The organism is Alkalihalophilus pseudofirmus (assembly GCF_029094545.1).
GTDB lineage: Bacteria > Bacillota > Bacilli > Bacillales > Bacillaceae_D > Alkalihalophilus > Alkalihalophilus pseudofirmus.
The window spans coordinates 1,296,742-1,321,149 of sequence record NZ_CP117835.1 but is presented as its reverse complement, the minus strand read 5'-3'; the positions used below and the strand labels follow the sequence as shown (position 1 = coordinate 1,321,149).

23 protein-coding genes and 1 riboswitch are annotated in these 24,408 nt (G+C 38.9%); of the genes, 9 read left to right on the top strand and 14 right to left on the bottom strand.

What is annotated here, in order from left to right; translation table 11 throughout:
- Positions 1–210: 210 nt before the first annotated feature.
- Together PQ478_RS06805 and PQ478_RS06800 are read left to right on the top strand one after the other, a co-directional pair.
- Positions 211–1,239, top strand: a complete 1,029-nt coding sequence (locus PQ478_RS06805; RefSeq protein WP_289236243.1) for a permease — start codon at positions 211–213, stop codon at positions 1,237–1,239.
- A gap of 56 nt (positions 1,240–1,295) precedes the next feature.
- On the top strand, positions 1,296–2,249 hold the full coding sequence (locus PQ478_RS06800) for a TIGR03943 family putative permease subunit (protein WP_289236242.1): 954 nt from the start codon (positions 1,296–1,298) through the stop codon (positions 2,247–2,249).
- Positions 2,250–2,292: 43 nt separating this feature from the next.
- On the opposite strand, the gene PQ478_RS06795 is transcribed toward PQ478_RS06800, so the two are convergent.
- From PQ478_RS06795 to PQ478_RS06770, 6 genes are all read right to left on the bottom strand, one after another.
- Positions 2,293–3,912 (bottom strand): carbon starvation CstA family protein, encoded by a 1,620-nt coding sequence (locus tag PQ478_RS06795; protein WP_012958339.1) that lies wholly within the window; start codon positions 3,910–3,912, stop codon positions 2,293–2,295.
- Positions 3,909–4,457, bottom strand: coding sequence for a DUF8052 family protein (locus tag PQ478_RS06790; protein ID WP_289236241.1), 549 nt, complete (start codon positions 4,455–4,457; stop codon positions 3,909–3,911). The genes PQ478_RS06795 and PQ478_RS06790 overlap by 4 nt, the downstream gene beginning before the upstream one ends.
- Positions 4,458–4,477: 20 nt before the next feature.
- Positions 4,478–4,783 carry a CC/Se motif family (seleno)protein gene (locus tag PQ478_RS06785; RefSeq protein WP_289236240.1) on the bottom strand — a complete coding sequence of 102 codons (306 nt, stop codon included), beginning with the start codon at positions 4,781–4,783 and terminating at the stop codon, positions 4,478–4,480.
- 327 nt (positions 4,784–5,110) lie between these two features.
- Complete coding sequence (locus tag PQ478_RS06780; protein ID WP_289236239.1) at positions 5,111–6,055, bottom strand: carbohydrate kinase family protein; 945 nt, start codon at positions 6,053–6,055, stop codon at positions 5,111–5,113.
- Positions 6,056–6,080: 25 nt separating this feature from the next.
- Positions 6,081–6,920: a BglG family transcription antiterminator LicT gene (gene licT, locus PQ478_RS06775; RefSeq protein WP_289236946.1), complete on the bottom strand. Its 840-nt coding sequence runs from the start codon at positions 6,918–6,920 to the stop codon at positions 6,081–6,083.
- Positions 6,921–7,106: 186 nt separating this feature from the next.
- A complete protein-coding gene (locus PQ478_RS06770; protein ID WP_012958334.1) occupies positions 7,107–7,625 on the bottom strand; it encodes a PTS sugar transporter subunit IIA in 519 nt (172 codons plus the stop codon).
- A 359-nt stretch (positions 7,626–7,984) separates the two neighbouring features.
- Here PQ478_RS06770 and PQ478_RS06765 point away from each other — a divergent pair, with 359 nt between their 5' ends.
- The gene (locus tag PQ478_RS06765; protein ID WP_081457638.1) at positions 7,985–8,101 is read left to right on the top strand and encodes a YjcZ family sporulation protein; all 117 of its coding nucleotides are present in this window, start codon (positions 7,985–7,987) and stop codon (positions 8,099–8,101) included.
- A 142-nt stretch (positions 8,102–8,243) separates the two neighbouring features.
- Here the strand turns inward: PQ478_RS06765 and PQ478_RS06760 are convergent, their stop codons facing one another.
- Positions 8,244–9,830 (bottom strand): glutathione ABC transporter substrate-binding protein, encoded by a 1,587-nt coding sequence (locus tag PQ478_RS06760; RefSeq protein ID WP_323465847.1) that lies wholly within the window; start codon positions 9,828–9,830, stop codon positions 8,244–8,246.
- A gap of 267 nt (positions 9,831–10,097) precedes the next feature.
- A riboswitch (purine riboswitch) is annotated at positions 10,098–10,199 on the top strand.
- 167 nt (positions 10,200–10,366) lie between these two features.
- Between PQ478_RS06760 and PQ478_RS06755 the strand changes: the two genes are divergently transcribed.
- Both PQ478_RS06755 and PQ478_RS06750 read left to right on the top strand, forming a co-directional pair.
- The gene (locus PQ478_RS06755) at positions 10,367–10,960 is read left to right on the top strand and encodes a xanthine phosphoribosyltransferase (protein WP_289236238.1); all 594 of its coding nucleotides are present in this window, start codon (positions 10,367–10,369) and stop codon (positions 10,958–10,960) included.
- A 12-nt stretch (positions 10,961–10,972) separates the two neighbouring features.
- Complete coding sequence (locus tag PQ478_RS06750) at positions 10,973–12,502, top strand: NCS2 family permease (protein WP_012958331.1); 1,530 nt, start codon at positions 10,973–10,975, stop codon at positions 12,500–12,502.
- Between the two features lie 43 nt (positions 12,503–12,545).
- On the opposite strand, the gene PQ478_RS06745 is transcribed toward PQ478_RS06750, so the two are convergent.
- From PQ478_RS06745 to PQ478_RS06735, 3 genes are all read right to left on the bottom strand, one after another.
- Positions 12,546–12,695 (bottom strand): YycC family protein, encoded by a 150-nt coding sequence (locus tag PQ478_RS06745; RefSeq protein WP_012958330.1) that lies wholly within the window; start codon positions 12,693–12,695, stop codon positions 12,546–12,548.
- 57 nt (positions 12,696–12,752) lie between these two features.
- Positions 12,753–13,619, bottom strand: coding sequence for an SDR family oxidoreductase (locus PQ478_RS06740; protein WP_289236237.1), 867 nt, complete (start codon positions 13,617–13,619; stop codon positions 12,753–12,755).
- Between the two features lie 110 nt (positions 13,620–13,729).
- Entirely contained in the window at positions 13,730–14,473 is a 744-nt protein-coding gene (locus PQ478_RS06735; protein ID WP_289236236.1) for an SDR family NAD(P)-dependent oxidoreductase, read from the bottom strand.
- A 133-nt stretch (positions 14,474–14,606) separates the two neighbouring features.
- On the opposite strand from PQ478_RS06735, the gene PQ478_RS06730 reads away from it, so the two are divergent.
- Genes PQ478_RS06730 through PQ478_RS06715 form a run of 4 tightly spaced genes read left to right on the top strand, consistent with a single transcriptional unit; the run spans position 14,607 to position 18,710 of the window.
- Positions 14,607–15,407, top strand: coding sequence for a carotenoid biosynthesis protein (locus PQ478_RS06730; RefSeq protein ID WP_289236235.1), 801 nt, complete (start codon positions 14,607–14,609; stop codon positions 15,405–15,407).
- Positions 15,404–16,129, top strand: a complete 726-nt coding sequence (locus PQ478_RS06725; protein WP_289236234.1) for a lysophospholipid acyltransferase family protein — start codon at positions 15,404–15,406, stop codon at positions 16,127–16,129. The genes PQ478_RS06730 and PQ478_RS06725 overlap by 4 nt, the downstream gene beginning before the upstream one ends.
- Complete coding sequence (locus PQ478_RS06720) at positions 16,126–17,235, top strand: glycosyltransferase family 2 protein (protein WP_289236233.1); 1,110 nt, start codon at positions 16,126–16,128, stop codon at positions 17,233–17,235. Before PQ478_RS06725 ends, PQ478_RS06720 begins: the two co-directional genes overlap by 4 nt.
- Complete coding sequence (locus tag PQ478_RS06715; protein WP_289236232.1) at positions 17,232–18,710, top strand: phytoene desaturase family protein; 1,479 nt, start codon at positions 17,232–17,234, stop codon at positions 18,708–18,710. The genes PQ478_RS06720 and PQ478_RS06715 overlap by 4 nt, the downstream gene beginning before the upstream one ends.
- 56 nt (positions 18,711–18,766) lie before the next feature.
- On the opposite strand, the gene PQ478_RS06710 is transcribed toward PQ478_RS06715, so the two are convergent.
- The 4 genes from PQ478_RS06710 to PQ478_RS06695 all read right to left on the bottom strand — a co-directional run bounded on the left by PQ478_RS06710 (position 18,767) and on the right by PQ478_RS06695 (position 24,225).
- Positions 18,767–19,606, bottom strand: a complete 840-nt coding sequence (locus tag PQ478_RS06710; protein WP_289236231.1) for a phytoene/squalene synthase family protein — start codon at positions 19,604–19,606, stop codon at positions 18,767–18,769.
- 14 nt (positions 19,607–19,620) lie between these two features.
- Positions 19,621–21,066 (bottom strand): phytoene desaturase family protein, encoded by a 1,446-nt coding sequence (locus PQ478_RS06705; RefSeq protein ID WP_289236230.1) that lies wholly within the window; start codon positions 21,064–21,066, stop codon positions 19,621–19,623.
- Positions 21,063–22,562 (bottom strand): phytoene desaturase family protein, encoded by a 1,500-nt coding sequence (locus tag PQ478_RS06700; protein WP_289236229.1) that lies wholly within the window; start codon positions 22,560–22,562, stop codon positions 21,063–21,065. Before PQ478_RS06700 ends, PQ478_RS06705 begins: the two co-directional genes overlap by 4 nt.
- 181 nt (positions 22,563–22,743) lie before the next feature.
- Entirely contained in the window at positions 22,744–24,225 is a 1,482-nt protein-coding gene (locus tag PQ478_RS06695) for a methyl-accepting chemotaxis protein (protein WP_289236228.1), read from the bottom strand.
- Positions 24,226–24,408: the final 183 nt, after the last annotated feature.

Genomic DNA, 24,408 nt, shown 5'->3' with positions numbered 1-24,408 from the left:
AACAACCATGAATCTACCACTTTTTTTCTACTTCTTTCGATATTTTTTCAATTTTATTACGAATGCAACGGTTTCCCCTGTTGTGAAGCTGTTTATGATAAACTAGCTAGGGAACTTTTTTCTAGCAAAGTTATTCTATTTCTACTAAAGCCAAAGTCACTTACATAAGAATAAATAGAACCATCTAATAAAGGAGTCGATTTAAAAGAAATGAAAGCAGGTAAAAAATTCATAGGTTTTGGCAAAGACATGATCGGCTTTGTCTTGCTGCTGTTGTTCTTAATTTTATTTTTTAATATTGAATCATTTAAAAATACGGAAGCCTCTATCGCTGTCCCTGATACATGGTTAACGGTTAATACAATCTTCTTAAGTATAGTAATTGAAGCGGTACCCTTTATTTTACTTGGAGTCTTCGTGTCTGCTTTAATTCAAATCTATGTAAAGGAAGAATGGATTCATCGTTATCTTCCGAAAAATGCTTATGCAGCCCTTCTGCCCGCTGCCTTTTTAGGAGCGATCTTCCCTATTTGTGAATGTGCCATCGTTCCTATCGTCAGACGACTCATCAAAAAAGGAATGCCCCTGCATGTGGGTGTTGTCTTTCTAGTCGGGGCACCCATCTTAAATCCGGTTGTAGCTGCATCGACTTATTATGCCTTTAGAACAGATTTAACAGTTTTATATGCGAGAATGGGACTAGCTTTCATACTTGCTATTATTATTGGAGGCATACTTTATGTCATTTTCAAAAATAGTGAGCAGCTAAAGTTATCTAAAGATGAGCTAGTAGGTATTACCCCTGTTACTATAGAAAGTCCTGTGCGCAAGATGAATCGGTTTAAGCAAACCCTCTATCACGCTTCAGACGAATTTTTCTTAATGGGAAAATATCTGATTCTTGGGGCATTTATTGCCTCGTTATTTCAAACGTTCCTAGATCGTGAGCTTCTTCTTACAATCGGAAGCAACGAATGGTCTTCAACGGCTGTAATGATGGCTTTCGCCTTCTTGCTTTCATTATGCTCTGAGGCAGATGCTTTTGTAGCTTCATCATTTGGAAATACATTTACTACTGGATCACTTATAGCCTTTTTAGTATACGGACCTATGCTGGACCTAAAAAATACAATTATGTTATTTGCGTTCTTTAAAGCTCGCTTTGTTGTTACATTTATGATCGTTGTTACAGTGGCTGTTTTTGCGGCAGTGATGACTCTTCAGTTATTCATATTGTAAAAAGTACTTAGTTTGTTAAAAGTACTCAGTTTTTAAAATAAATGAGGTGAAAGGATTTGAAGAAAGAAACAGACTTAGGATTTCATGCCTATATTCGAGGAATTATTTTAATCGGTTTTGCTTTATTAATATTGGCATTTATCATTACTGGCAACATACGTTACTATATTGCCGTAAATATGATGCCGTTTATCTACTTTGCTACGGGCGTTTTTCTCTTGCTCGGTGTCGTTCAGATAATAAGAAGCACATCAAAAGGCCAAGAGGAAGAGCTGTTATGCGATTGCGGAACCGACCACAGTATGGAAGGTTCTCCTGTTACTAAATTATTTATTTACTCTATTTTCATTGCACCTATTGTTTTAGGGTTTGTGCTGCCGGATAAAGTATTAGACTCAACTGTCGCGCAAAACCGAGGGATCCAATACGGTTCAGGCATTCTAACAAAACCAACAGCTCAAGTGTCAGAAGAAGGATCACAGACTTCTCGAGCTGAAGCCTATTTAAATGATCCTGATGGTTATATGGAAAGTCTCGAGTCAGAAACAAGCTCCAGTGACGAATTCAGCACAGAAGAATTTTATACTGAGGAAGGGTTTAACTCCTATTACGACGAAATGGCACAAGAGTTACTTGCAGAAGAACGGATTGTAGTTACAGAAGAAAATTATTTAGATATTATGACTGTCCTAGATTTACACCTAGACCGCTTTGTCGGGAAAGAAATTCATATAGTAGGATTTGTGTACAGGGAACCTGATTTTGATGATAATCAATTAGTCGTTGCCCGGTTTGGAATGACTTGCTGTGTTGCCGATGCATCGGTTTATGGAACGATGATTGAAACGACTGAAGCAACTGCATTTGAAAACGATACATGGGTCAACGTAGTAGGTACGATTGACAAAACAATGTACAATGATTTTCACATACCTTTAATCCAGCTCGATACGATTAACGAAGTTCCAGAACCAGACACTCCATATGTCTTCCCAAGCTTTGGGATCTAACAAAAAAGGCAGCTCTTATGAGCCGCCTTTTTTGTTTCTTTATTTACATTTTAACCGTACGATCTTGTTCTTCTTTCTCTCCTAATGCTCTCCAACCTTCAATGGCTAGGAAGATACATAGAATAAATAAGATGAATGCTGAAACAAATAACAGCCAATTGCTTGCGATAAAGTTGTTATACATTAATACCCCAAGTGCTGCTACTGTGACAAAGAACATGAAGTACATCGGTATAACGACATAGAAGGTACGAGCTCCAGTCTTTTTAAGCCAGACAGCTACTGCAAGCAGAGCAAGCGCACCAAGCATTTGATTAGCTGAGCCGAACAGCGGCCAAATTTGACTCCACGTTCCTGATAGAGCTAGTGCAGCTGCAAAGACAAGACCAGATGCTGTAGCCACATGTGAATTTTGGAACGCTTTTGGCGCACGGTCTTCAGTGATTTCTTGGACTGCATAGCGCATAAGGCGCGTAGCAGAATCTAGTGTTGTTAGTAAGAAAGCAGATGCAGTCAGGGCAGCAAATGTAACGGCAACCGTTTCGCTGATTCCCCAAAATGACATGAAGTATCCGATACCCGCAGCAAATGTTCCAATCGGTCCGCCTAATGCATCCATTCTTGCTGCAAAGTCTGCTTGTGATAAATAAGCAACAGAGCCAATAGCAATAATCGCTAAGAAACCTTCAAGGAGCATACCGCCGTAAGCAATAAATTTACCATTTTTCTCATTATCAAGCTGTTTTGCCGTTGTACCTGATGATACTAATGAATGGAAACCTGAAATAGCTCCACATGCAATCGTAATAAACAAGATTGGGAATAAGAAGCCCATCGTCTCATGACGGAAACCAGTGTAAGCTGGTAATTGAATAGATGGAGCGGCAATTAAGATCCCCACTACTGCTCCAATAATTAACCCATATAATAAGAAGGCATTTAAATAATCACGCGGCTGAAGAAGCAGCCATACAGGCATAACAGAAGCTGCATAAGCATAGCCTAGTAAAATGAGCGACCATGTCGGTGCACTTAAATGGATTGGGAAGTTAATTCCTACCCAAATCGATAATAACATGGCAATAACACCAAACACGCTTGCAATCGCTAAATTGACACGAAGCTGGTTTACAAAGAATCCAAAAATAATAGCAACACCTAAAAATAAAATCGACGCTGTAGCAGCTTCAGGAACGGATACAAACGTATTTGCTACAAGAATCATAAATACACCGACAACTAAAATTAATGTAGCAATAGAGAATGTAAGAAATAATACCTGACCTCGTCCACCCATATACTCTTTAATCACCGCACCAATTGACTTTGCTTTATGGCGGATAGAAGCTTGAAGTGAAGTATAATCATGTACCCCGCCAATGAAAATACTACCAATGATAATCCATAATACCGCAGGCAGCCAGCCAAATGCTACTGCTGTAATAGGGCCTGTAATCGGACCTCCACCAGCAATCGTTGCAAAGTGATGTCCTAGCAATACCGGCTTCTTTGCAGGAACATATTCTACCCCGTCATTTACTTCTACTGCTGGAGTGACACGGTTTGGATCCACTTTTAATTCTTTTTCTAGAAAACGACCATAAATACGATAAGCAAGTAAGAAAATGACCCCTGAGATCATCATTAATGTTAAAAAGTTCATACCCTAGCTTCCCCCTTCAATAAGGCATCCTGAAATCCCTTTACAAATTCTCTCCCTTTGTTGTTTACGAGTACTATTCTCTCTGTAAGGTCAACAATCGCAATGTAGCGATCTGCCCAGCCATGTAAACCAAACTTTAAAAACTGCAGCTTCCGTGCCTTCCTCACCTCCTTCAAAACAGCTTTATCTATTGGTTGATTGGTTACAATAAATCCAATAAAAAATGTCGACATATGTTCACGTTTAGATGGTACAAATTCTTTGATTCTAGCATCAATATCTTTGGCGAACTTCTTTATATCTGTTGGAGTGATGGCTTGTTCTTGATGTCTGACAAATGCATATTGCTGATTTTCAACACTCCATACCTTAATTGACTTACTCATTAGATATTTCTCATCACGCCTTTTAAATTCAGCATAAAAATCAAGCACTGTATTTCCTATTCTTTCCTCCCGGTACACATTAAATTGCATCGTATATTGATTAGCCATATCATTAATAAATTCTTTCATTTCCTTTGTGCTGACTTTAGTCTTGTTCATTCCCTTCACCTTACTCCCCTTTAAAATCTCTCGAGTCCTGTTGCTTGTAGTTGTTTGATCCAGCCGAATGTAGATAGATCAATTTTTAAACCTGTATCTTTTAGAGGAAGGTTCGGTTCAATTAACAACTCAATTTCATTATGCTGAATTTTCTGAAACTTATTTCTATCAAAAGGTGCCTTATAAGATAAAATAAGTTCAGTAATCCCCCCTGTACAGCAGGAAGAATTTCCGTGAAATAATGAAATGCTTACTGTACCTCCGCGCTTTTTTATAAAGTCATAGGCACGTTTTGAAATGGTGATAGGAATGTTCGAATCTTTCATGTTGATCCCCCCATTATCAGTGTACCTTCTAAAACACTCATCTAATGAATGTTATTATTTAATCCTTAATAGTATTAACAATTTTCGAACTTTTCTACCAACTATTTATCATTATACAAAAATAGAAATAGAAAACAAGAGTAAGTTCACTAATTTGTTCGATTTTCTAACAATTCCATTAAATTATATGTTTCTAGAGTACATTTCGTATAAAAAGAGCTGTTCTAGGTTGAACAGCTCCTTCTTTTGTCTTATAAAATTAGATCAGCCAACGCTACGATCGGCTTATTTTCCATAAAAATACATTAAGATTACCTGACACACACTCTACTTTTGTAATGTAGCTTTCACTTCATCAAGCGTAGGAAGGGCAGTCATTGCCCCTCTTGTAGAAGCCGCAAGCGCCCCTGATACCGAAGCAAACTCAACAATTTCCTTCCACTGATCAAGAGCAATCTCTCCTAGAGCAGTATTTCTTTCGCTCAGTTGATATAAGATTCCTGAAACAAAAGCATCCCCTGCTCCTGTAGTGTCAACTGTTTCAACTTTCATTGCCGGCACATGAATCGTTTCATTATCAACATGTACATAACTCCCCTTGCTGCCATAAGTAACAAGCAACACTGGAATGTTGTACTTTGAAAGCTTTTTTATACCTGCTTCAAGTTCTGTTTCACCAGTCAAAAATGTAAGTTCCTCGTCTGAGATTTTCACAATGCTTGCTTCTTTTAACATTGAACTAATCGTTTCTCTCGCGTCCTTTTCTGACGGCCATAACCCTAATCTTAAGTTAGGGTCATATGACACAATCATATTTTGCTCCTTAGCCATTTTTACTGCTTGTAGAGTAGCACTTCTGCTCGGCTCGGAAATCATTGAAATGGACCCATAATGAAGAACATTATGTCCTGTAAATAACTCGGAATCTAAGTTATCTATTGAAAGAAAACGATCTGCACTAGGATCAATATAAAAGCTGAAATTACGCTCACCCGATTCATCTAACGTTACAAAAACGACTCCAGTTCTTGCTTCCTCAGTTAAGATCATAGAAGTAACATCTACCCCGTGGCTTTGCAACGTTTCTTTAAGGAACTCTCCCAATACATCTTGCCCAACTTTACCAACAAAGGTGGATTTCGCACCTAATTTAGCTGCTGCAACAGCCACATTTGCCGGAGCACCGCCAGGACTTTTTTGATAAGTGATATTCTCTTTGTCTAATGGAATAAAATCAATTAATGCTTCACCTAAGGATATAATCCCTTTCATATTCAATCACACCTTATTTTTTTCTTTAACTTCGTTCTTTTTTATCAATTCGTTGAATGTGTAATGTTAAATAAACAAGTTCTGATGAGGGAAGGTCCTGTTCCAAACGATCCTTTACATGATCTCTCAGCAGCAAGGCCGTTTGATAGGATCTGTTGTATTTCTCCTTTACAAGCGCATGCATGTCTGGGTCTACATCTTGAAACGGTTCATTTTCTACTACTCGTTTCAAAGCGAAATTTAAGTGAGTCATTAATCGTTGATATGATATCGAGTCTTCTTCAACTTTGACTTGCAGTGTATTTTCAATTAATGAAATGAGCTCATGAAGGATAACGGTTGTATTCATCACTTCATTCATGGTAGAGGCATTCATCTTGGCTGTATGAATGTGAAGAGCTAAATGTCCTGCTTCATCTTCCGGTAATCGAACACCCGTTTTTTCGAAAACCAAGTCGACAGCCCATTTACCAATATCAAATTCAGCAGGGTACAGTGCTTTAATTTCGTGTAATAATTTATTATGTAGGCTGAATCCCTGTTTTATACGTTCAATGGCAAACGAAAGATGATCGGCTAAAGCCACATGAACATGCTCATTTAGACTGGCTTTTAACTTCTTCTCGGCATACGAAATGATTTGCTCAGCTAAAGAAATATGTGCTTCAGGCAGCATATTGAGCATTTGAGTAAATTTTTCATATTCATTCTTATCTTTCATGACAAACACTTTCTCAATTTTCTCAGGGTTAATTAAATCATTCTTCCGCTTACCAAAAGCTAATCCAGAGCCCATAACAATAATTTCTTCTTGCCCCTCTTTTACGACCACTACATTATTATTTAACACTTTATTAATCTTCATCATCATGCTCCCTAATTAATCCGCCATCAACAATATATCATCCGAATAACACCCTACCATTGTAACGAAATGAAACGAAAAGCGAAAGTGAATGCTTTGGCATTGCAGGTAAATGAGGGGAGCAGATGTAAAAAAAGTGAAGCTGTTTGACGGCTTCACTTTTCTTATTCAACTATTAATTTAAGATTAGCCCTTCATCTTTAATGTAAGAAGAGGAGTTTCACCTGCAACCACATCGGTTGCTGTTTCTTTGATGACGCTATCTAGGTCGTCTTGATTTGTAACAACAATTGGCGTAATGATGCTTGCCGCTTTTTCTTTTACAAGTGCAAGGTCAAAGTCAACTAAAGGATCTCCTACTTTCACTTTATCTCCTTCTTTAACATGAGCTGTGAAACCTTCACCTTTCATATTGACCGTTTCAAGACCAATGTGAAGTAAGATCTCTGCTCCGCCTGGCGTTTTGATTCCAATCGCATGTTTTGTCGGGAAAACCTGCATGATTTCTCCTGATACAGGAGCAACAACTGTTCCATTAGCAGGTTCCACGGCAACACCGTCACCCATCATTTTCTCTGCAAAAGTTGGGTCTGGAACATTTTCAATAGCAACATATTTCCCCGTCATTGGAGAGTGAACAATTTCTTGAGTTGGTTGAACTGGTGCTGCTTCCTTCTTATCTAGTCCGAATAATTTTTTTAACATGTTAAATACACCTCTCAATTAATTTCATAATTACTAATTACATGACTGGAAATGATGCTTTTTTTCAGGAAATAGAAAAAGACCTAAAAAAACGCATAAAGATAGCTTAGTGCTCCCCATTCGTTTCTCAAGGTCTTGCCTGATCTAATCAGTTACAATCCTGCCATATTCATTTCGCTAACACATTTTAATATGAACAATAGACCTTGTCAAATGATCTCGCTTAGGGGAAGCGTTGTTTGTACTATTCCCTTGTTTACCATTTCTCAAACAAGAAAACATCTCATGCCTGGATTTATGATTTTCACCTAAAAAATGATGATTAGCCCAACCAATATCAGCTAATTGACATAGTATGTATGGAACAGAGCAGAAAGGAGTTGACAGCTATGGGTTACTCTTATCAAGGTGGGTTTACGTTAATTGTCGTATTATTCATCTTATTAGTCATTGTCGGTTCCGCTTACGTATGCTAATTAAACTTTAAGAACCCCCTCCTTATTGTGAACGCATATAACCCCCCAGTTTATAAACTGGGGGGTTAGTGGATTTACATAGTCGTTAAATTATGGAGTTATGCTATGGTTTTATACTATGGTTTTATACCATGGTTTTATACTATTGAATCGTCACATCACGGAGGTAATATAAGCTGCTTGGATGAATCCAAAAACCTTCTACCTCATCACGAAGACCAGCTAGATGCTCTGTATGATAAAGAGGCACTAGAGGAGCTTCTTCGATAATAATTTCCTGTGCACGTTTGTAAATGTTTAATCGCTCGCCCTCATCAGTTTCTTGGCGGCCTAATACAAGCAGCTCATCTACTTCATCATTAGCATAGAACGTACGGTTTCCAGTCATGCCGAAGTTAGATGAATGAAACATCGGATAAAGTCCGTAATCAGCATCAGCTGTCACCGTTCCCCAAGCACCAATCATCATATCATGCTCTGCATTCGTGATATTGTCTAAAAACGCACCATATTCCATCGCACGAATATCAGCTCGGATCCCGATCTCAGCTAATTGACTTTGCAGGTATTCAGCTACGTCAATACGAATTCTTGCATCATCGGTCCAAATGGTTGTATCAAATCCACCTTCATAACCGGCTTCGGCTAATAATTCTTTTGCTTGATCCACATTATAAGGAAGGCCTTCTACTTCATCACTGTAGCCAAAAACCGGTGGAGCCAGAGGTCCTTTGGCAGGGAGTGCAGCTCCGTCCATTATGCCGTCTATGATTTGTTCTTTATCGATAGCCATTGAAATCGCTTGTCTAACAAGCTCATTATCAAACGGTTCTTTTGTGTTGTTAAATCCTAAATAGGCTAAGCTTACACTATCTTCTTTTGCGACTTTAACCCCTTCCGTTTGCTCTATACGAGTAACATCACTTGGGTTTAAGTGGCCGATAATCTGTGCTGTATTTGTTTCAAGCTCTGCAACACGAGTTAAATCCTCAGGTACTACTTTAAATGTAATAGAGTCGACCTTTGCAGCTTCTCCCCAGTACTCTTCATTCTTAACGACTCTTACCGACTGTCCGTGAACACGATCTTCAAACTTAAAATATCCAGACCCAACCGGATTAGAGTTAATAACACTTCCAGGTTCTTCTCCCTCATCCATAGCCGCATAATCCGCCCTAATGGCTTCAGCACTAATTATATGACCGCCAGGGTGTGCAAAATGAGCTGGAAGCGGTGCAAATGGAAACTCGGTTTCAATGTGTACTGTATATTCATCAATTACTTCAACATTTGTAATCATATCAAATAAAAAGGCAACTGGAGACGCAATAGCAGGGTCGAGCAATCGCTCAATATTTGCTTTAATAACTGCCCCATTTAATTTCGAACCATCATGAAACGTTACATCTTCTCGTACTTTTACTTCCCACGTTGTATCATCAATTGGTTCGAATGATTCAGCTAATCCCATATGCATCGTTAGTTCTTGATCTGTGTAGACTAATGTATCATAAATAGTACGACCAACATTAAGCGTTTGGTGATCATTTCCTAAGTGCGGATCTAGCGTTTGAGGGTCTGCTTGAACATCAATCACTAAATCTCCCCCGCTTATTTCTGCCTGATCAGCTGCTTCTTCACCCACGTTTGCATCACTTGAGCACGCAGCCATCATTGCACTAATTAACATTACCAACATAAATAAAGTGAATAGCTTTATTTTCCCCACTTTACGTACCTTCTCTCTATTAAATTTTTGTGATATTTACTGATTATAGCGTGTTTTTCTATAAATACAAGTAAAAAGATAGGAATAGTCTAATTCAGATTGTGATGAAGGTTTTGAATAATGAATTCATTATTATTAAGGACCATTAATTAAAAGATTTTGAGCACCCTAAAAAACGAATGAATTTTCAAAATTTAAGTTTTTTATTCGTTTTTTTCAAAAAACTCTTTAAAAAATAGACATGATACTCTATACTAACCCCTATACACAAACAATATAAAACAAACTCGTATAATCGTGAGGATATGGCTCACAAGTTTCTACCAAGCTGCCGTAAATGGCTTGACTATGAGTGATGATGACAATCGGATCAAATAATAGTTCAATTGAACAGGTGTTTTATGTATATTACTTCTTATTTAGCAATATACATTGCCTAACGTTTCTTTTGACAAAAAACCCGAATGTCAAGGTATCACTTGTAGTCTACAGGTGCCTTGATATTCGGGTTTTTTCATTATTAAGGAGGGGATCGTATGCAAGAGCTAAAAAATGCAATACGAGAAAGAGGAAAAGTATTATCAAATGATGTGTTAAAGGTTGATACTTTTTTAAACCATCAAATTGACACGGAGCTAATGGCATTGGTCGGCAAGGAATTTGCTGCACGTTTTAAGAATGATGGGATTACTAAAGTTTTAACCATTGAATCATCAGGTATTGCACCAAGCTTTATGGCAGCAACAGAACTTCAAGCACCGTTGATCTTTGCCCGCAAGAAAAAGTCATTAACGTTAACGGATAACCTCCTTGTAAGCACGGTTTATTCTTTTACGAAACAAGAATCAAATGATATATCTGTCTCCAAGGATTTCATCCAAGGAGGAGATCGTGTGTTAATCATTGACGATTTCCTTGCTAATGGCCAGGCGGCATTTGGATTAATAGAGATCGTTGAACAAGCAGGTGCTAGTGTTGCAGGTATTGGAATTGTGATTGAAAAATCATTCCAAGAAGGAAGAAAAAAGCTTGATGATGCTGGGTATCGCGTCGAAGCGCTAGCACGCCTGCACGATTTAAATGAAGGTAAAATTACATTTGTTGATGAACTCGTTTCATCGCACTCATAAGGAGGCTGCATCATGACGACTAAACCTATTCATTATCCCCTTTATAAAAGAGAGGATACAGATGCATTTTTTGCCTTATTCCAAAATAACTTAGCAAACTTTGTGATTATAGCGGTCACTATGCTTGGTATGGGATTCCCTGCTAGTATTGTGTTTGGAAAAGTTATTCCTGGTGCTGCTGTTGCTGTTATGGCCGGAAATTTATATTATGCGTACATGGCAAAGCGCTTGGCCGTTAAAGAAAACCGAACTGATGTAACCGCCCTGTCTTATGGGATCAGCACTCCTGTTATGTTTGTCTTTTTATTTGGGGTTCTTGCGCCTGCTAACGCTCTTACAGGTGACCCTGAACTTGCTTGGAAAATTGCTGTTGCCGCAGCCTTTTTAAGTGGTTTGATTGAAGCTGTAGTCAGCTTATCTGGAAACTGGGTCCGTGACCACCTGCCGCGCGCAGCCATGTTAGGAGCTCTTGCGGGTGTGGCAATCACATTTATTGCTGGTGAAATGTTATTTAATACGTTCTCCATTCCGGTTGTAGGTCTTGTTGCTTTAGCTATTATTTTAGTTGGTGTAGTTGGTAAAGTCGCAATGCCATTCAATATCCCTGCATCATTATTCGCCGTAATCATAGGTACTGCTCTAGCTTTTGCCTTAGGGTATCAATCTCCTGGAAGTATTGCTGAAGGTATCTCAAACATGGGATTTTACCCAATCGTCCCTTCACTAGCTGCATTTGAAGGAATGACTTATTTATTTGGAGCACTTATTGGATTACTTGCCGTATTATTGCCCATCACACTTTATAATGCGATTGAAACGATGAATAACGTCGATGCGATGGCAGCTGCAGGTGATTCCTATGATGTTCGTGAATGCCAAGCTGTGGACGGCACAGGGACGATGCTTGGTGCCATTTTTGGAGGATTGTTTCCTACAACTGTTTATATTGCCACAGTCGGCTCAAAACAAATGGGAGCCGGACGAGGATACAGTATATTAAATGCCGTTGTTTTTGGTGCAGCAGCTGTAACAGGTGTGATTGCTGCATTAGCCGCGATCATTCCATTAGCTGCGATCGCACCAATTCTTGTATTTGTCGGCTTATCAATGGTCACAACAGCCTTTCAATCTAATGATAAGAAATACTATCCTGCTGTGGCGATCGCAATGCTGCCGTATTTCGCTAACTATGTTATGACACGATTTAATAACGGAGCAGGTGAAGTCGTTGCTGGGATTTCTGAGGGGATCGTTCCACTCGGACAAGGAGCTATGTTTACAGCTATTTTACTTGGGGCTATGACGGTTGCTATTATTGATCGGAATTTTAAACAAGCAACCATTTTCTCTCTGATTGCTGCCTTCTTATCTTTTGTCGGATTTATGCATGCACCGGCTCTTGCTGTTAATGCTGCCCCAGATTATGCTATAGGATATGTACTAGTTGCCGTTTTCTTTGTATATTGTGCGTATAAACAAGCATCGGCACAAGAAGTCACAGAGCCTGCTTTAACGAAAACAAAACAACAAGTAGCCTCTTAATAAAATGAAAGACGTATCCGCCGTTCAGTGCGGATACGTCTTTTTATTTTTCTGTGCTATCATTTTTTTTCTCAAGCTCAGCCAGTTTTGCAATTAGAATATGCTGAGGCATATGCATAATTTGTTCAATCGGCACATTCAATGATTTAGATAATTTTTGTGCAGTCTCGGCTGAAATTTGTAAAGGTCTCATGTCATCACTCCTCGTATTTATTAGTTTAGCGGATGTGACTCTATGATGGCAACACCTTTAACCGTTTACAATGGTCCCGCCGTTTACATGAAGCATCTGTCCGCTGACATAAGAGGAATCATCAGATGCTAGATAAACATAGGAAGGTGCCAATTCTTCCGGCTGCCCGGCACGTCCTAAAGGGGAGTTTTGCCCAAAAGAAGCGACGTGGCTCGCATCAAAGCTTGCTGGGATAAGCGGCGTCCAAATAGGACCAGGCGCCACACCATTTACTCGTATGCCTCGTTTAATTAATGATTCTGATAAGGAACGGGTAAAGCTGACGATCGCCCCTTTTGTTGAGGAGTAATCGATTAATTGATCATTTCCTTGATATGCCGTAATAGATGCTGTGTTAATAATACTCGCACCAGATTTCAAGTGAGGCAGTGCTGCTTTTGTTACATGGAAAAAGGAGAAAATATTTGTTTTAAATGTTCTCTCTAACTGCTCTGCAGTGATTGCTTCAAGTGATGTTTGAGGATGCTGCTCTGCTGCATTATTTACTAGAATATCTAGCTTATTATAGGTTTCGATCGTTTTTTGAACAAGCTGCTTAGCAATGCTTTCCTCCCCAATATCTCCAGTGAATAATAAACATTGCTTCCCTTCTTTTTCGACTAATCCTTTGGTAATCTGGGCATCTTCATGTTCATCTAAATACCCAATGACAAGGTCTGCTCCCTCTCTAGCGAATGCTACAGCAACCGCTCGTCCAATTCCGCTGTCTCCTCCTGTAATGAGAGCTACTTTACCTTCAAGCTTCCCGCTCCCCTTGTATTCCGTCCGGTCATACACAGGTTTTGGGTTCATTTCCTCCTCAAAGCCTGGCTGGCGATTTTGATGCTGAGCTGGCTGACTAGTTGGATACGATTTATTTGTCATATAGCAACACTCCTTTTCCATTAGCTTCTCACTAATGAGAAAAATCATGAGGCTTCTATCACCCGGAAATGAATAAACCTTTTGAAGTTTCCACTATCAATGTCGTTGTTTTAATGTTCATAAATCATTTTCCGAGTCATGCCTCCGTCAATAACGATATTCTCACCAGTGATGAACGAATTCTCTTTTTGAGTTAAAAACAGGCATGCACGCGCAATATCTTCTGGTACGCCGACTCTTTTTGAAAAATGCTGGTTGTGATCAACCTCTCTTAGTTCCCCTGCATCACCTGTATGAATCCAACCAGGGCTGATCGCATTTACACGGATCCCTGAATCTTGAAGACTCGCTGCAAAAGCATGTGTTAGGGAGATGATACCCCCTTTTGAAGCAGCGTAAGCCTCAGAATTTGGTTCAGACATGGTGGCTCTAGTCGAGGCAATATTTACGATCGCCCCATATTTATTTTGCTGCATTACCTTTGCTGCTTCTTTTGTAAAAATAAACACACTACGTAAATTCGTGTGAATCACATCATCCCATTCGCTCACGTCTAAATCAAAGGGAGGTTTAAACAAAGAAACACCTGCATTATTAATCAAAACATCAATGCGCTCAAATTGTTGTTTCACATGTCCAATCAATTCTTGTATTTGATCTTCAGACCTGACATCACATGCCATAGGATAATAAAGGTGTTTGTCTTTTTCATCTATTTCTTGAGCCGTTTTTTCGACTGCCTCTTGATTGATATCACAAGCAATTACGGTCGCTCCCCTTTTTACATACTCTAATGCAATCACTTTCCCTATACCCTGTCCTGCTCCTGTTACAATTACGACTTCATTTCTCATGTTAATGCCTCCGTTCTATCTAAATAAAAAATTGTGTAATTTAACATGCTGTACATTTTAACGCGTTGTACAATATTTGTACAATTATCTAAATCACTTTATAATGATCATAGTAGATAAGGAGGCTAAAGTCATGTCACACACATTCGACCGTATACTATTCGGTTTATTTATTTTTTGGTACATAAACGGAGTCATTCTATTAACCTTTGATATTCTGCCTCCTGCTCTTGAGTGGGCTAATGCAGTGTTTCTCATCTTATCCGGAACTCTTGGAGTCGTTTACTTTATCCGAAATTATGGTGCGGCTCTTGGGAGTGTGATCAGTGCTGCTATCTTTTTGATTACACTTCTTGTTGAAGGCGCAGGAGTTCATTACGGGCTGTTTTTTGGACACTATTATTACAATCCAGATTTTGGACTTGTCGTATTCGACCTTCCTTTAACGATCGGCTTTGCTTGGTTGATGGTTATAGCAACGACCCATGTCATCAGCAAACAACTGACAAAAGTCATTTCTAATACTTGGATTAGGGGACTGACTTACGTTGTAGCTGGCAGTGTATTCGCTGTTGTGATTGACTTAATCATTGATCCAGTAGCTTTCCATATTAAAGAATATTGGATATGGGATCAGGGCGGGTTGTATTATGACATTCCTTTTTCAAATTTTGCAGGATGGTTTTGGCTTGCTTTTTTACTTCACGCTATTATTTATCTTCTGCTTTCTTATAAAAAGGTTTACCACTTTGATCAATCACCTTATTGGAAGATACGTATGGTCTGGCTATTTGGATTAATGATTTTCATGTTTATGGTCATCGCTGCAACTGAACAGCTTTGGCTGGCTATTATTGTCACTGCCATCCCTACCTTACTTATTTTATGGAGCTATCTCCTCTCACTACAGAAAGAAGAAGGTGAGTCTAGATGATTAAAGATAAGAAGAGTGTCTGGTTTTCAAAAGTGTTTCATTTCTATACCACTCATTGGCTTTTAAAAAGATCCTTTTATTCAGTCAATCTAAAGGGAACCTTCCCTAAAACTGACAGACCTCTTCTGTTAATCGCCAATCACAGCAGCTGGTGGGATGGTCTCGTTTCCTTTTATTTATCCAACGAGTGCTTACGTCATGAATCGTTTGCGATGATGAGTGAGGAAGGGATGAAGTCCTATTCCTTTTTTAGAAAAATAGGTGCTTTTTCAGTCAACCCATCCGATTCTCGCTCTCTCCTAGACTCGTTAAACTATGCACGGACCAAGTTGACAACTAAACAAGCCCTGTGGTTTTTCCCTCAAGGGGCTGAACAACATCTTGAAAAACGGCCGCTTGAATTTAAATCTGGTGTCGGGTACTTATTAAAAGATAAGAAAGATGTATTAGTCGTTCCGCTCACCTATTACTACACCTTTAGACACGAGCAAAAACCTGAGCTATATATTCATGTCGGGACTGCTATTGAGAATAACGGTGGTCTAGGGAGAAATAGAAAAGAGATCACATGTTCATTAGAAAAAGCACTTACAAGGCAGCTTGAGGAGCAAAAGGAGGAGTTGGTTCTTGAGAAGCCATCAGAATACCAACCTCTTTTGCAAAGTGGAAAAACAGTCAGTGAGTGGCTGCAAACATTCACTTTAAAGGGAGGAATTAAATGATGATATTGATCCTCTGCTTCATTCTTTTCGTCATATTAATATGGGCCACGATTAATCGCTTATTTATCCCGAAGCTTCCAGATAAAAGTGAGAAACGTGTCACCTACCCCTTGCTTTCTGTTTTGGTGCCGCTTAGAAACGAAGAGCGCAATGTAGGTGACTTACTTTCTTCTTTATCGAAGGTAACGTACCCAAATGTAGAATTTTTTTTTCTAGACGACGGTTCAACTGATCAGACTCGACCTCTTCTAGAAACATACAGTCAATCTCTTACCAACGTAACTATAATCGACGGAAAACCGCTTCCAATAGGATGGGTGGGAAAGGTTCATGCATGTTATCAACTTGGAGCAAAAGCGCGGGGAGAATTTCTCGTTTTTATTGATGCAGACATTCGAATAAAGCCAAACACACTTCATAAAGCTTTACAGCTATTGGAGAAACATAAAGCAGGATTGCTTACAGGGTTTCCGTTTTTCCCTACAACAAGCTTTCTTAGTAAACTGCTTGTTCCTATGCAGCATATGATTGTACTTATGCACCTGCCGCTTTTTATGGCTAACTATACAATGAAGCCTGCTTTTACTGCTGCCCATGGTGCTTTCATGTTCTTTAGCCGTGCAGCCTATGAGAAAGCCGGCGGGCATCAGACAGTTCAAAATTCTCTTGTCGAAGATGTCCATCTTACCCGCGCTGTAAAAAAAAGCGGCAGCAAAGCAATCATTGCGAATGTGACAACTGATGTAACATGCCATATGTACGACAGTAATAAAGAAGTATGGGAAGGGTTTTCAAAAAATATTTTTCCCGGTATAGGCAGGTCAGTTATACTAGCCGTTTTTCTCTCTATTTTTTATTTTATGTTGTTTATTGTGCCACTCCCTCTTGCCTTATACGGTCTATTTACTTTGCAATTTTATTACTTGTTACCGTTAACTCTCACTTGGATGATCAAATTCTTTATTGATCGTTCCATGAATCAAGAAAAGTGGCTGTGGCTCTTCATGCCCCTCTCCGCAGTAAGCCTGTTATTAGTATTATATCGATCTATGTTCTTAAGCTTTAATGGGAAGGGATTTGTTTGGAAAGGACGGCGTTATTCATGAAAAAGAAAGTTGTAGGGATTGTTGGCGGGGGACTGGGAGGTTTAGCTAGTGCAGTACTGCTTGCCTATCATGGTTTTGAGGTGCATTTAGTAGAAAAGAATCAACATTTAGGTGGAAAGATGATGCGCCATCAGTTAGGTCGTGCTCAATTTGACTTTGGTCCAAATACCATAACCATGCCTAATGTGTTTAAAAGTATATTTAAAGAGACTGGTGTCAACCCGGAGGATTATCTTGAGTTTATTCAACTAAAAACCCACACCAGAAATCATTTCACAAATGGGACAACGCTAGATTTGTCTACTGATGTATCTGAGGTAAGCAGTCAGCTCACTTCATTTGAGCCAGATGCTCGTTCTTGTTATTCAGATTATTTAACTGAAATCAAACGTTTATACGGATTGTCAGAACGCTACTTCTTTCATCGAACTTTTACCAGCTGGACTGATTATCTTTCACCAGAGCTTGCTCGTGCGCTTACCCAAGTAAGGCCGCACCAAACTCTTGATTCATTTCATAGAAAGTACTTTACCAATGAGCAGGTAATCCAAATGTTTAACCGATATGCAACCTATATCGGCTCCTCTCCGTATGTTGCCCCTGCTACATTTGCGATGATTGCTTACTTAGAGTTGATCGAGGGAGTGTATTACGTTAAAGGGGGAAACCCTGTCATTGCGGAAGCTCTAACTAGAAGAGCAGTGGAGCTTGGTGTGAACATTAAGACAGACACAGAAGTGAATCATCTTGAAGTGAAAGACAGCCGTGTAACAGCAATGGCTTTATCAACTGATGAGATGATTGATGTAGATGAAGTGATTATGAACGGGGACCTTTTATCCGTTTACCCTTCCTTAGTAAAAGAAAAGTACCGACCCTCTTTTAAAGATCGAAAAAGAGATTCCTATGAGCCCTCGATTTCTGCGCTCGTTCTCTTAGTTTCTTTAAATAGACGGCTTGATTCACTTATTCACCATCAGGTTTATTTTAGCGAATCGTACGAAAAAGAATTCAATGAATTATTCACAAAAAAACAGCTCCCGAGAGATCCTACAGTGTATATATGTAATTCATCTTATACTGACCCTGCTGTCTCACCTGATGGAGATAATTTATTTATTTTAGTGAATGCACCAGCCATCACAAATGAAAAGGATCCGCTAGATTTAGAAACATATAAAGAAGTAATCTATGATAAACTTGAGGCTTTTGGTGTAGAGATCAGACCCTATATTTTAGAAGAAAAAATAATAGAGCCTAATTGGATTGCTTCCACATTTAATGCATATCGCGGGGCATTGTACGGGCCAGCATCGAATAAACGAAAAGATGCATATTTAAGGCCAGCTAATAAAGCAAAGGACTTGAGCAACCTATACTTTGTCGGCGGCTCGACTCATCCAGGAGGCGGGTCTCCAATGGTCACATTAAGCGGCAAGAATATAGCGAAGGTACTCATAGATAAACATGTTTAAGGAGCTGTCTTTTGACAGCTCCTTCTTAGCGTATAGCAGATAATGCAATAAGGTAGTTATGCTTCCATCTCTAACAAAATCGCATCTTTTTCTTCTTGCGTCACATAATGACGGGTCTTAAAAACGTTGTAGTTATTTTTGCGGATCGATTGGAGAATCGCTCGATACAATAAGGCAGACCCTTTTACTTGGAGTCTCGAATCAAGGGGGTATCCTTCCATAGTATCTAAGGCTTGTTCATACAGCATTTCTGCTCTTTCAGCGATCTCTTCAAAAACCTTCACAAAAGAAGAATTATTGATTCCCATATGCAAGTCGACTAAAGAATAGCCATGCTTCATCATTAAATCGGATGGCAGATAGATACGGTCTCTATCTAAATCTTCCTGTACATCACGGAGAATGTTCGTTAATTGCATCGCAAGCCCGAGCGCAATTCCACCCGCTCTAAGAGATTCGTGGTTCTTAGGAGCAAGAATAGGAAGCAGCATCAGCCCAACGGTACTAGCCACGTGATAAGAATAGTGTTCTAACTCATCTAGTGACTTATATTTTGTTTTCTCTAAATCCATTCTCTGTCCGCGAATCATATCATAGAAAGCTACTTGATCCATTTCAAAACGAGAAAATACATCGTCTAGTGCAATCCATTTAGATTCTACAAGCGGCAGCTTTCTCTGCAAAAACAGCTCAAATGTTTCTTCAAAATGTGTTAACTCTTCTTTTGGGTTGTCACCTTCATCAACAATATCGTCCACTTCACGGCAAAAAGCATATACAGCCCATACGGCATTTCGTTTTTCTTTCGGAAGTGTACCAAAGGCTTTTGTAAATGTTTTAGAATGACGGCGAATGACATCGTAACAATCATAATAAGCTTGTTCTATCCTATCCATCGTCTCACTCCTTTTCACCATGATTGGACCAACTCTTCTGTTTCAATATACTCATTTAACAGCTTAGCACCTTGCATCACAATTGGGATGCCCCCGCCTGGATGAGTTGATGCTCCTACGGCATACACATTTTCATATTGAAAGGGTTTTAATTGAGGTCTAAATACTCCTGATTGCATAAGGGTAGGAGCAATTCCAAAGCTTCCTCCCGCATACAAACCCTCCTGCATCGCATCTTTTGGAGTCCGAACTTCCATCCATTCAATCGCTTCTCTTAAATTAGGAAATGCTCTTTCCTCTAGCTCCTTAATCCGCTCATCTACATAGTCATCAATTGAATCCCAATCCACATTTCCGTTAGATGGAACTGGAATTAACACATACATGACCCCTTTATTCTTAGGAGCGAGCGATTCATCAATCAAAGACGGATGAAATACATACATGGAGGGAGAAGCCGGCAAAGTCTTCTTTTCAAATACTTCATTCATATGAGTTTCAAAGTCTTCTGTCATCAAAAACTGATGAACAGAGGACTCACTATACGTACGATTGAGCCCAAAATAGAGCAGGAGACACCCTGATGAAGGGGTATACGACTTCTGTTTACTGGTCACTAACCGCTCAGCAAGCGGAAAGTCTCCATTTACAATTACTCGATCAACCTTATCTAAGTTATCCCCTGTACGTACACCTGTACATCTTTTACCATCAGTGATCAGTTCACTTACTTCTGAAGAAAGCTTGATCTCAACTCCCCTGGCACGAAGCTTTTCTTCAAAAAGTGAAACGAGACTTGCATATCCGCCTTTTACATACCAAATGCCATGATGATGTTCACTAAACGGAACTAATGAATAAAGCGCAGGAGACTTGTTTGGCGCCCCGCCTATATATAAGGTTTGAAACGAAAAAGCCTCTACAAGTCTCGGATTGATAAAATACCGGCTTGCCTGTTTTTTCACTGTTTGGTATGCTTTTAGCTTCCATAATGTCTGTACATTTGAAGGAGAAAAGAAATCTCGTTTTCTCACAAAGTCTCGATCTAGAAACGCTTCTTTTCCTTCTTCAAATCTCCATTTCATTTCATTTAAATAATGAACAAAGGATTCTTCTTCTCCTGGAAACCATTTTTTGATCTCTTGTTGTTGTTTATCGATATGACTCCATTTGAAAAACTCCATCCCATCAGGAAATTGTAGTTTGTAGAGAGGGTCAATCCGAATCATCTCAACCTCGTCCTTTTGGATCCCTACTTCTTTTAAGATGGAGTAGATCATTTCTGGAAGTAAAACAATCGTTGGACCTTTATCGATTTTAAAACCATCTTTGGAAACAAAGTTTAACCTTCCACCTAAGGAGGATTCTTTTTCATATAAGACTACTTCATTGCCTCGCTGTCTTTCATACAAAGCAGAGAGCATTCCTCCGACACCACCGCCAATAATTGCTGTCTTCACGTGGACACCAACACCTCCTTATCAGCATCAAAGATTAAGTTAGCTGTTATTCTTGCCGATTCAAAGATTGTAGGCAGCCCGCTTCCTGGATGAGTACCGCCTCCTACAAGCCAGCAATTTTCAAGTTCCTGAAATTTATTATGAGGCCTGAAATACATCATCTGTCCTAAGTTATGGGCTAAATTAAACGTCGCCCCTTTATAAACATGATGTTTTTCTTCCCAATCAAGCGGTGTAATAATCTCTTCTACCTCAAGATTCTCCCTTAGCCCTTTAAACCCTGTCTTCTTTTCTACCTGCTCGTATACAAGCTGCTTAAAAGCATGTTTGTTCTCTTCCCAATCGATTAAACTAAAATTATTTGGAACAGGGGCTAATAGATACATAGCAGATTTCCCTTTTTCTGCTAATTTGCCGTCTGTCACACTGGCATTTTGAATGTAGATTGATGGATCCTCTGAAATGATTTTAGAATGGGTAATTTCCTCAACATTCTTTTTATAATCATTTGAAAAAAGGATTGTATGGTGAGGAAGATCAAATGTTTTCTTAACCCCTGCGTAAATCATAAAAGTAGAGCAAGAGTATTTCTTTTTTTCCAATCGCTTTTTTGTATAAAGTTTTAAGTCACGATCTTCTACAATCGTAGTCATTGCTTTAGCGAAGTCAGCATTAATCACTACATCATCGCAGTGAAGACGATCCCCGCTAGTTGTTTCAATCCCGATAATTTTTTTATTTTTAGTAATCAGTTTTTCTACTCCGGTATTCAGGTGGATGCTTCCGCCAAATTCCTGAACGACTTTAGCCATCGCTTTAGGTATTTGATTTAACCCCCCTGTTGGATGGAATACACCGTATTTATGTTCCATATAAGATAGTATGCTGAATGCCCCTGGACAATCCCACGGTGACATTCCTAAATATTTTGATTGGAATGTGAATGCGAGTTTGAGACGTTCATCCTTGAAGTATTTAGATAAGACTTGATAAAGGCTTTGACCAAGTGATAATTCTGGAAGCGCCTTAATTGTTCTCCATCTCGTATAATCAAGCAAAGAACTATGTCTATTTTGCAGAACAGGCATTAAGGCATTCATTTTTTTCTCTGTTTCCCTCATAAACTGCAAATATCCTTCGCCCTCACCCGGAAAAGTTTGATCAATTCTCTCTTTTGTGATCGAAGAATCTCTTGAAGGAAAGACAGAGAGGGTATCAAATTTCAATTCATACATCGGATCAATTTCTATCATAGAAAGATAGTCATTCATTCTACGTCCCACTGCATCAAATAACTCTTCTAAAATATAGGGCATGCTTAGAAATGTCGGCCCTCTGTCAAACGTGTATCCATCTTTTGTAAAAGAAGAGGTTCTGCCCCCAAGATAAGATTGTTTTTCAAATACTTCTACGTGATACCCTCTACCGGCTAAGAGCATAGCTGCTGCCAGTCCGCCAGGGCCCGCACCGATGACGAAAATCTTTTTTCTTGCCACCGTATCCACCCTCTCTTAATCACTAATCACAACTTAGAAATAAATTGTACATATATTATACAAACAGTATAACCTTGAAACGGTTCTTTTTCAAACATTATCACTCCAATTCAACATTTACTAAAATAAAGCAAAAAAGACCCATGTAGAAACTTTTTCTTCATGTGCCTTTTTATCAGTGTTATTCTGTTCTATCTATTAAAGAAGACAATTCATTTGTTAGTTTTTCTAATTCTTTAAAGCGGTCCGTTATGGCTGCGATATACTCATTTTGTTCCTCGACACTTGCAAAAACTTCTTCAACCATCGCATGTGATTGCTCGGTTCCGCTTGTAACTGTTGCAAGTTCCTCGGTTATAATCGCAGATGATGATTTTAATTTTTTCACCAGCTCATTAAATGCACTAGCTGCTTCAGCCATTTGCTTCATTTTTGATAATAGAAATTGTAAGCTCGTTTCCGTTTGTTCGGTCGCAAGCATTCCTCTGTTGATTGCTTGTTCACTAAGGTTCACCTCTAATGAGACGGATTCGGTTTTTTTCTGAATATCAAATAAAAGCTTGGTGATTTCTTTTGTAGAATGCTGCGAATGTGTGGCAAGCTTTCTAACTTCATCAGCGACAACAGCAAATCCCCTCCCATGTTCTCCGGCCCTGGCAGCTTCAATTGCAGCATTTAATGCTAGTAAGTTTGTCTGTTCGGCAATTTGATCGATCGTCGTTAAGATGGCACCAATATTTTTCGTTTTATCAGTTAGGTCACTCATATTAACTGTCGTACTTTCTACCATCTTCTGAACATCATTCATTTCCTTTGTTAACTCATTTAAGCGCTGATAACCTGACTCCGTTTCTTTAAGGCTGTCAGAAGCGGTTGTATGAACCGTTTCAGCATACGTTGAAACATATGTCACTGATTGGTCTTGCTCCTTTATTAATTCGTTCATTTCACTTACACTCATTGCTTGATCTTCTATTCCCCCGGAAACTTCTTTAAATGTTTGGTAAAGCTGTGTAGATACAGCTTTTGTAGAATGAATATCGTCTTTTACTTTTCCGCTGAATTGTGTGATGACAGCTTGAGATTGTGCCACTTTATGTAATAAGTTTTCAGCTTTTTCTTTAGCTTTCGTCGCATCTTCTGCCTGCATTTCAACATCTTTTTGCATACTAGTCCCAATCCTGGCCTGTGCAATTAGAATAAGAGTTAATAACAATACATACAGATTTAGAGAAATTAACACTTCACTGCCTAATCCGCTGAACATAGCTTCGTTTAGATTAAGGAAGAAATAGTTGGTTAATACGAGCCCAAGCACTCCAGAAATAGCAATGAGATGATATTGATGATATAAAGTGACGATTGCTAAACTGACATATACTAAAAGATAATTTGATAATTTTGGTGAGGTAGTCCCGAGTACAAATGTTAGAATAGAAAATGAAACAGTTACAGCATATGGAACATACATTTGTGCTTTTTCTTGAAAGGTTAATAAAGTGATCACAGTTGATAAAACTGCCCCGCACACTGCATAAGCTATGATCCCTTCCATTGGAACCGAACTTATAAAATTACTAAGCAACCCTAAGCTAAATAAGGCCCAAATAAGCTTCGTTAATAACCTGTTACGTTTTTTAAGTACGATTGTTGAATTGAGCAACTCTTCCACTCCTCCTTATTATGAATGAATAATCATTCACACAAAACCGAAACAATTGTCATGATAAATTAGTCTGATTATTGTGATCATACCACAGTTCTTTTGCATCCTACAATTACCTTTTCAGAATTTTCTTCCTTCTTCGTTATTAAAATAAATCCTATTAGAAAAGTATTCTAAACT

Excerpts from the sequence above, each read along its gene's own strand:
- PQ478_RS06805 (WP_289236243.1), top strand. The coding sequence starts at position 211 with ATGAAAGCAGGTAAAAAATTCATAGGTTTTGGCAAAGACATGATCGGC.
- PQ478_RS06795 (WP_012958339.1), bottom strand. The coding sequence starts at position 3,912 with ATGAACTTTTTAACATTAATGATGATCTCAGGGGTCATTTTCTTACTT.
- PQ478_RS06790 (WP_289236241.1), bottom strand. The coding sequence starts at position 4,457 with ATGAACAAGACTAAAGTCAGCACAAAGGAAATGAAAGAATTTATTAAT.
- PQ478_RS06785 (WP_289236240.1), bottom strand. The coding sequence starts at position 4,783 with ATGAAAGATTCGAACATTCCTATCACCATTTCAAAACGTGCCTATGAC.
- PQ478_RS06780 (WP_289236239.1), bottom strand. The coding sequence starts at position 6,055 with ATGAAAGGGATTATATCCTTAGGTGAAGCATTAATTGATTTTATTCCA.
- licT (WP_289236946.1), bottom strand. The coding sequence starts at position 6,920 with ATGAAGATTAATAAAGTGTTAAATAATAATGTAGTGGTCGTAAAAGAG.
- PQ478_RS06770 (WP_012958334.1), bottom strand. The coding sequence starts at position 7,625 with ATGTTAAAAAAATTATTCGGACTAGATAAGAAGGAAGCAGCACCAGTT.
- PQ478_RS06765 (WP_081457638.1), top strand. The coding sequence starts at position 7,985 with ATGGAACAGAGCAGAAAGGAGTTGACAGCTATGGGTTACTCTTATCAA.
- PQ478_RS06755 (WP_289236238.1), top strand. The coding sequence starts at position 10,367 with ATGCAAGAGCTAAAAAATGCAATACGAGAAAGAGGAAAAGTATTATCA.
- PQ478_RS06750 (WP_012958331.1), top strand. The coding sequence starts at position 10,973 with ATGACGACTAAACCTATTCATTATCCCCTTTATAAAAGAGAGGATACA.
- PQ478_RS06745 (WP_012958330.1), bottom strand. The coding sequence starts at position 12,695 with ATGAGACCTTTACAAATTTCAGCCGAGACTGCACAAAAATTATCTAAA.
- PQ478_RS06740 (WP_289236237.1), bottom strand. The coding sequence starts at position 13,619 with ATGACAAATAAATCGTATCCAACTAGTCAGCCAGCTCAGCATCAAAAT.
- PQ478_RS06735 (WP_289236236.1), bottom strand. The coding sequence starts at position 14,473 with ATGAGAAATGAAGTCGTAATTGTAACAGGAGCAGGACAGGGTATAGGG.
- PQ478_RS06730 (WP_289236235.1), top strand. The coding sequence starts at position 14,607 with ATGTCACACACATTCGACCGTATACTATTCGGTTTATTTATTTTTTGG.
- PQ478_RS06725 (WP_289236234.1), top strand. The coding sequence starts at position 15,404 with ATGATTAAAGATAAGAAGAGTGTCTGGTTTTCAAAAGTGTTTCATTTC.
- PQ478_RS06720 (WP_289236233.1), top strand. The coding sequence starts at position 16,126 with ATGATGATATTGATCCTCTGCTTCATTCTTTTCGTCATATTAATATGG.
- PQ478_RS06715 (WP_289236232.1), top strand. The coding sequence starts at position 17,232 with ATGAAAAAGAAAGTTGTAGGGATTGTTGGCGGGGGACTGGGAGGTTTA.
- PQ478_RS06710 (WP_289236231.1), bottom strand. The coding sequence starts at position 19,606 with ATGGATAGGATAGAACAAGCTTATTATGATTGTTACGATGTCATTCGC.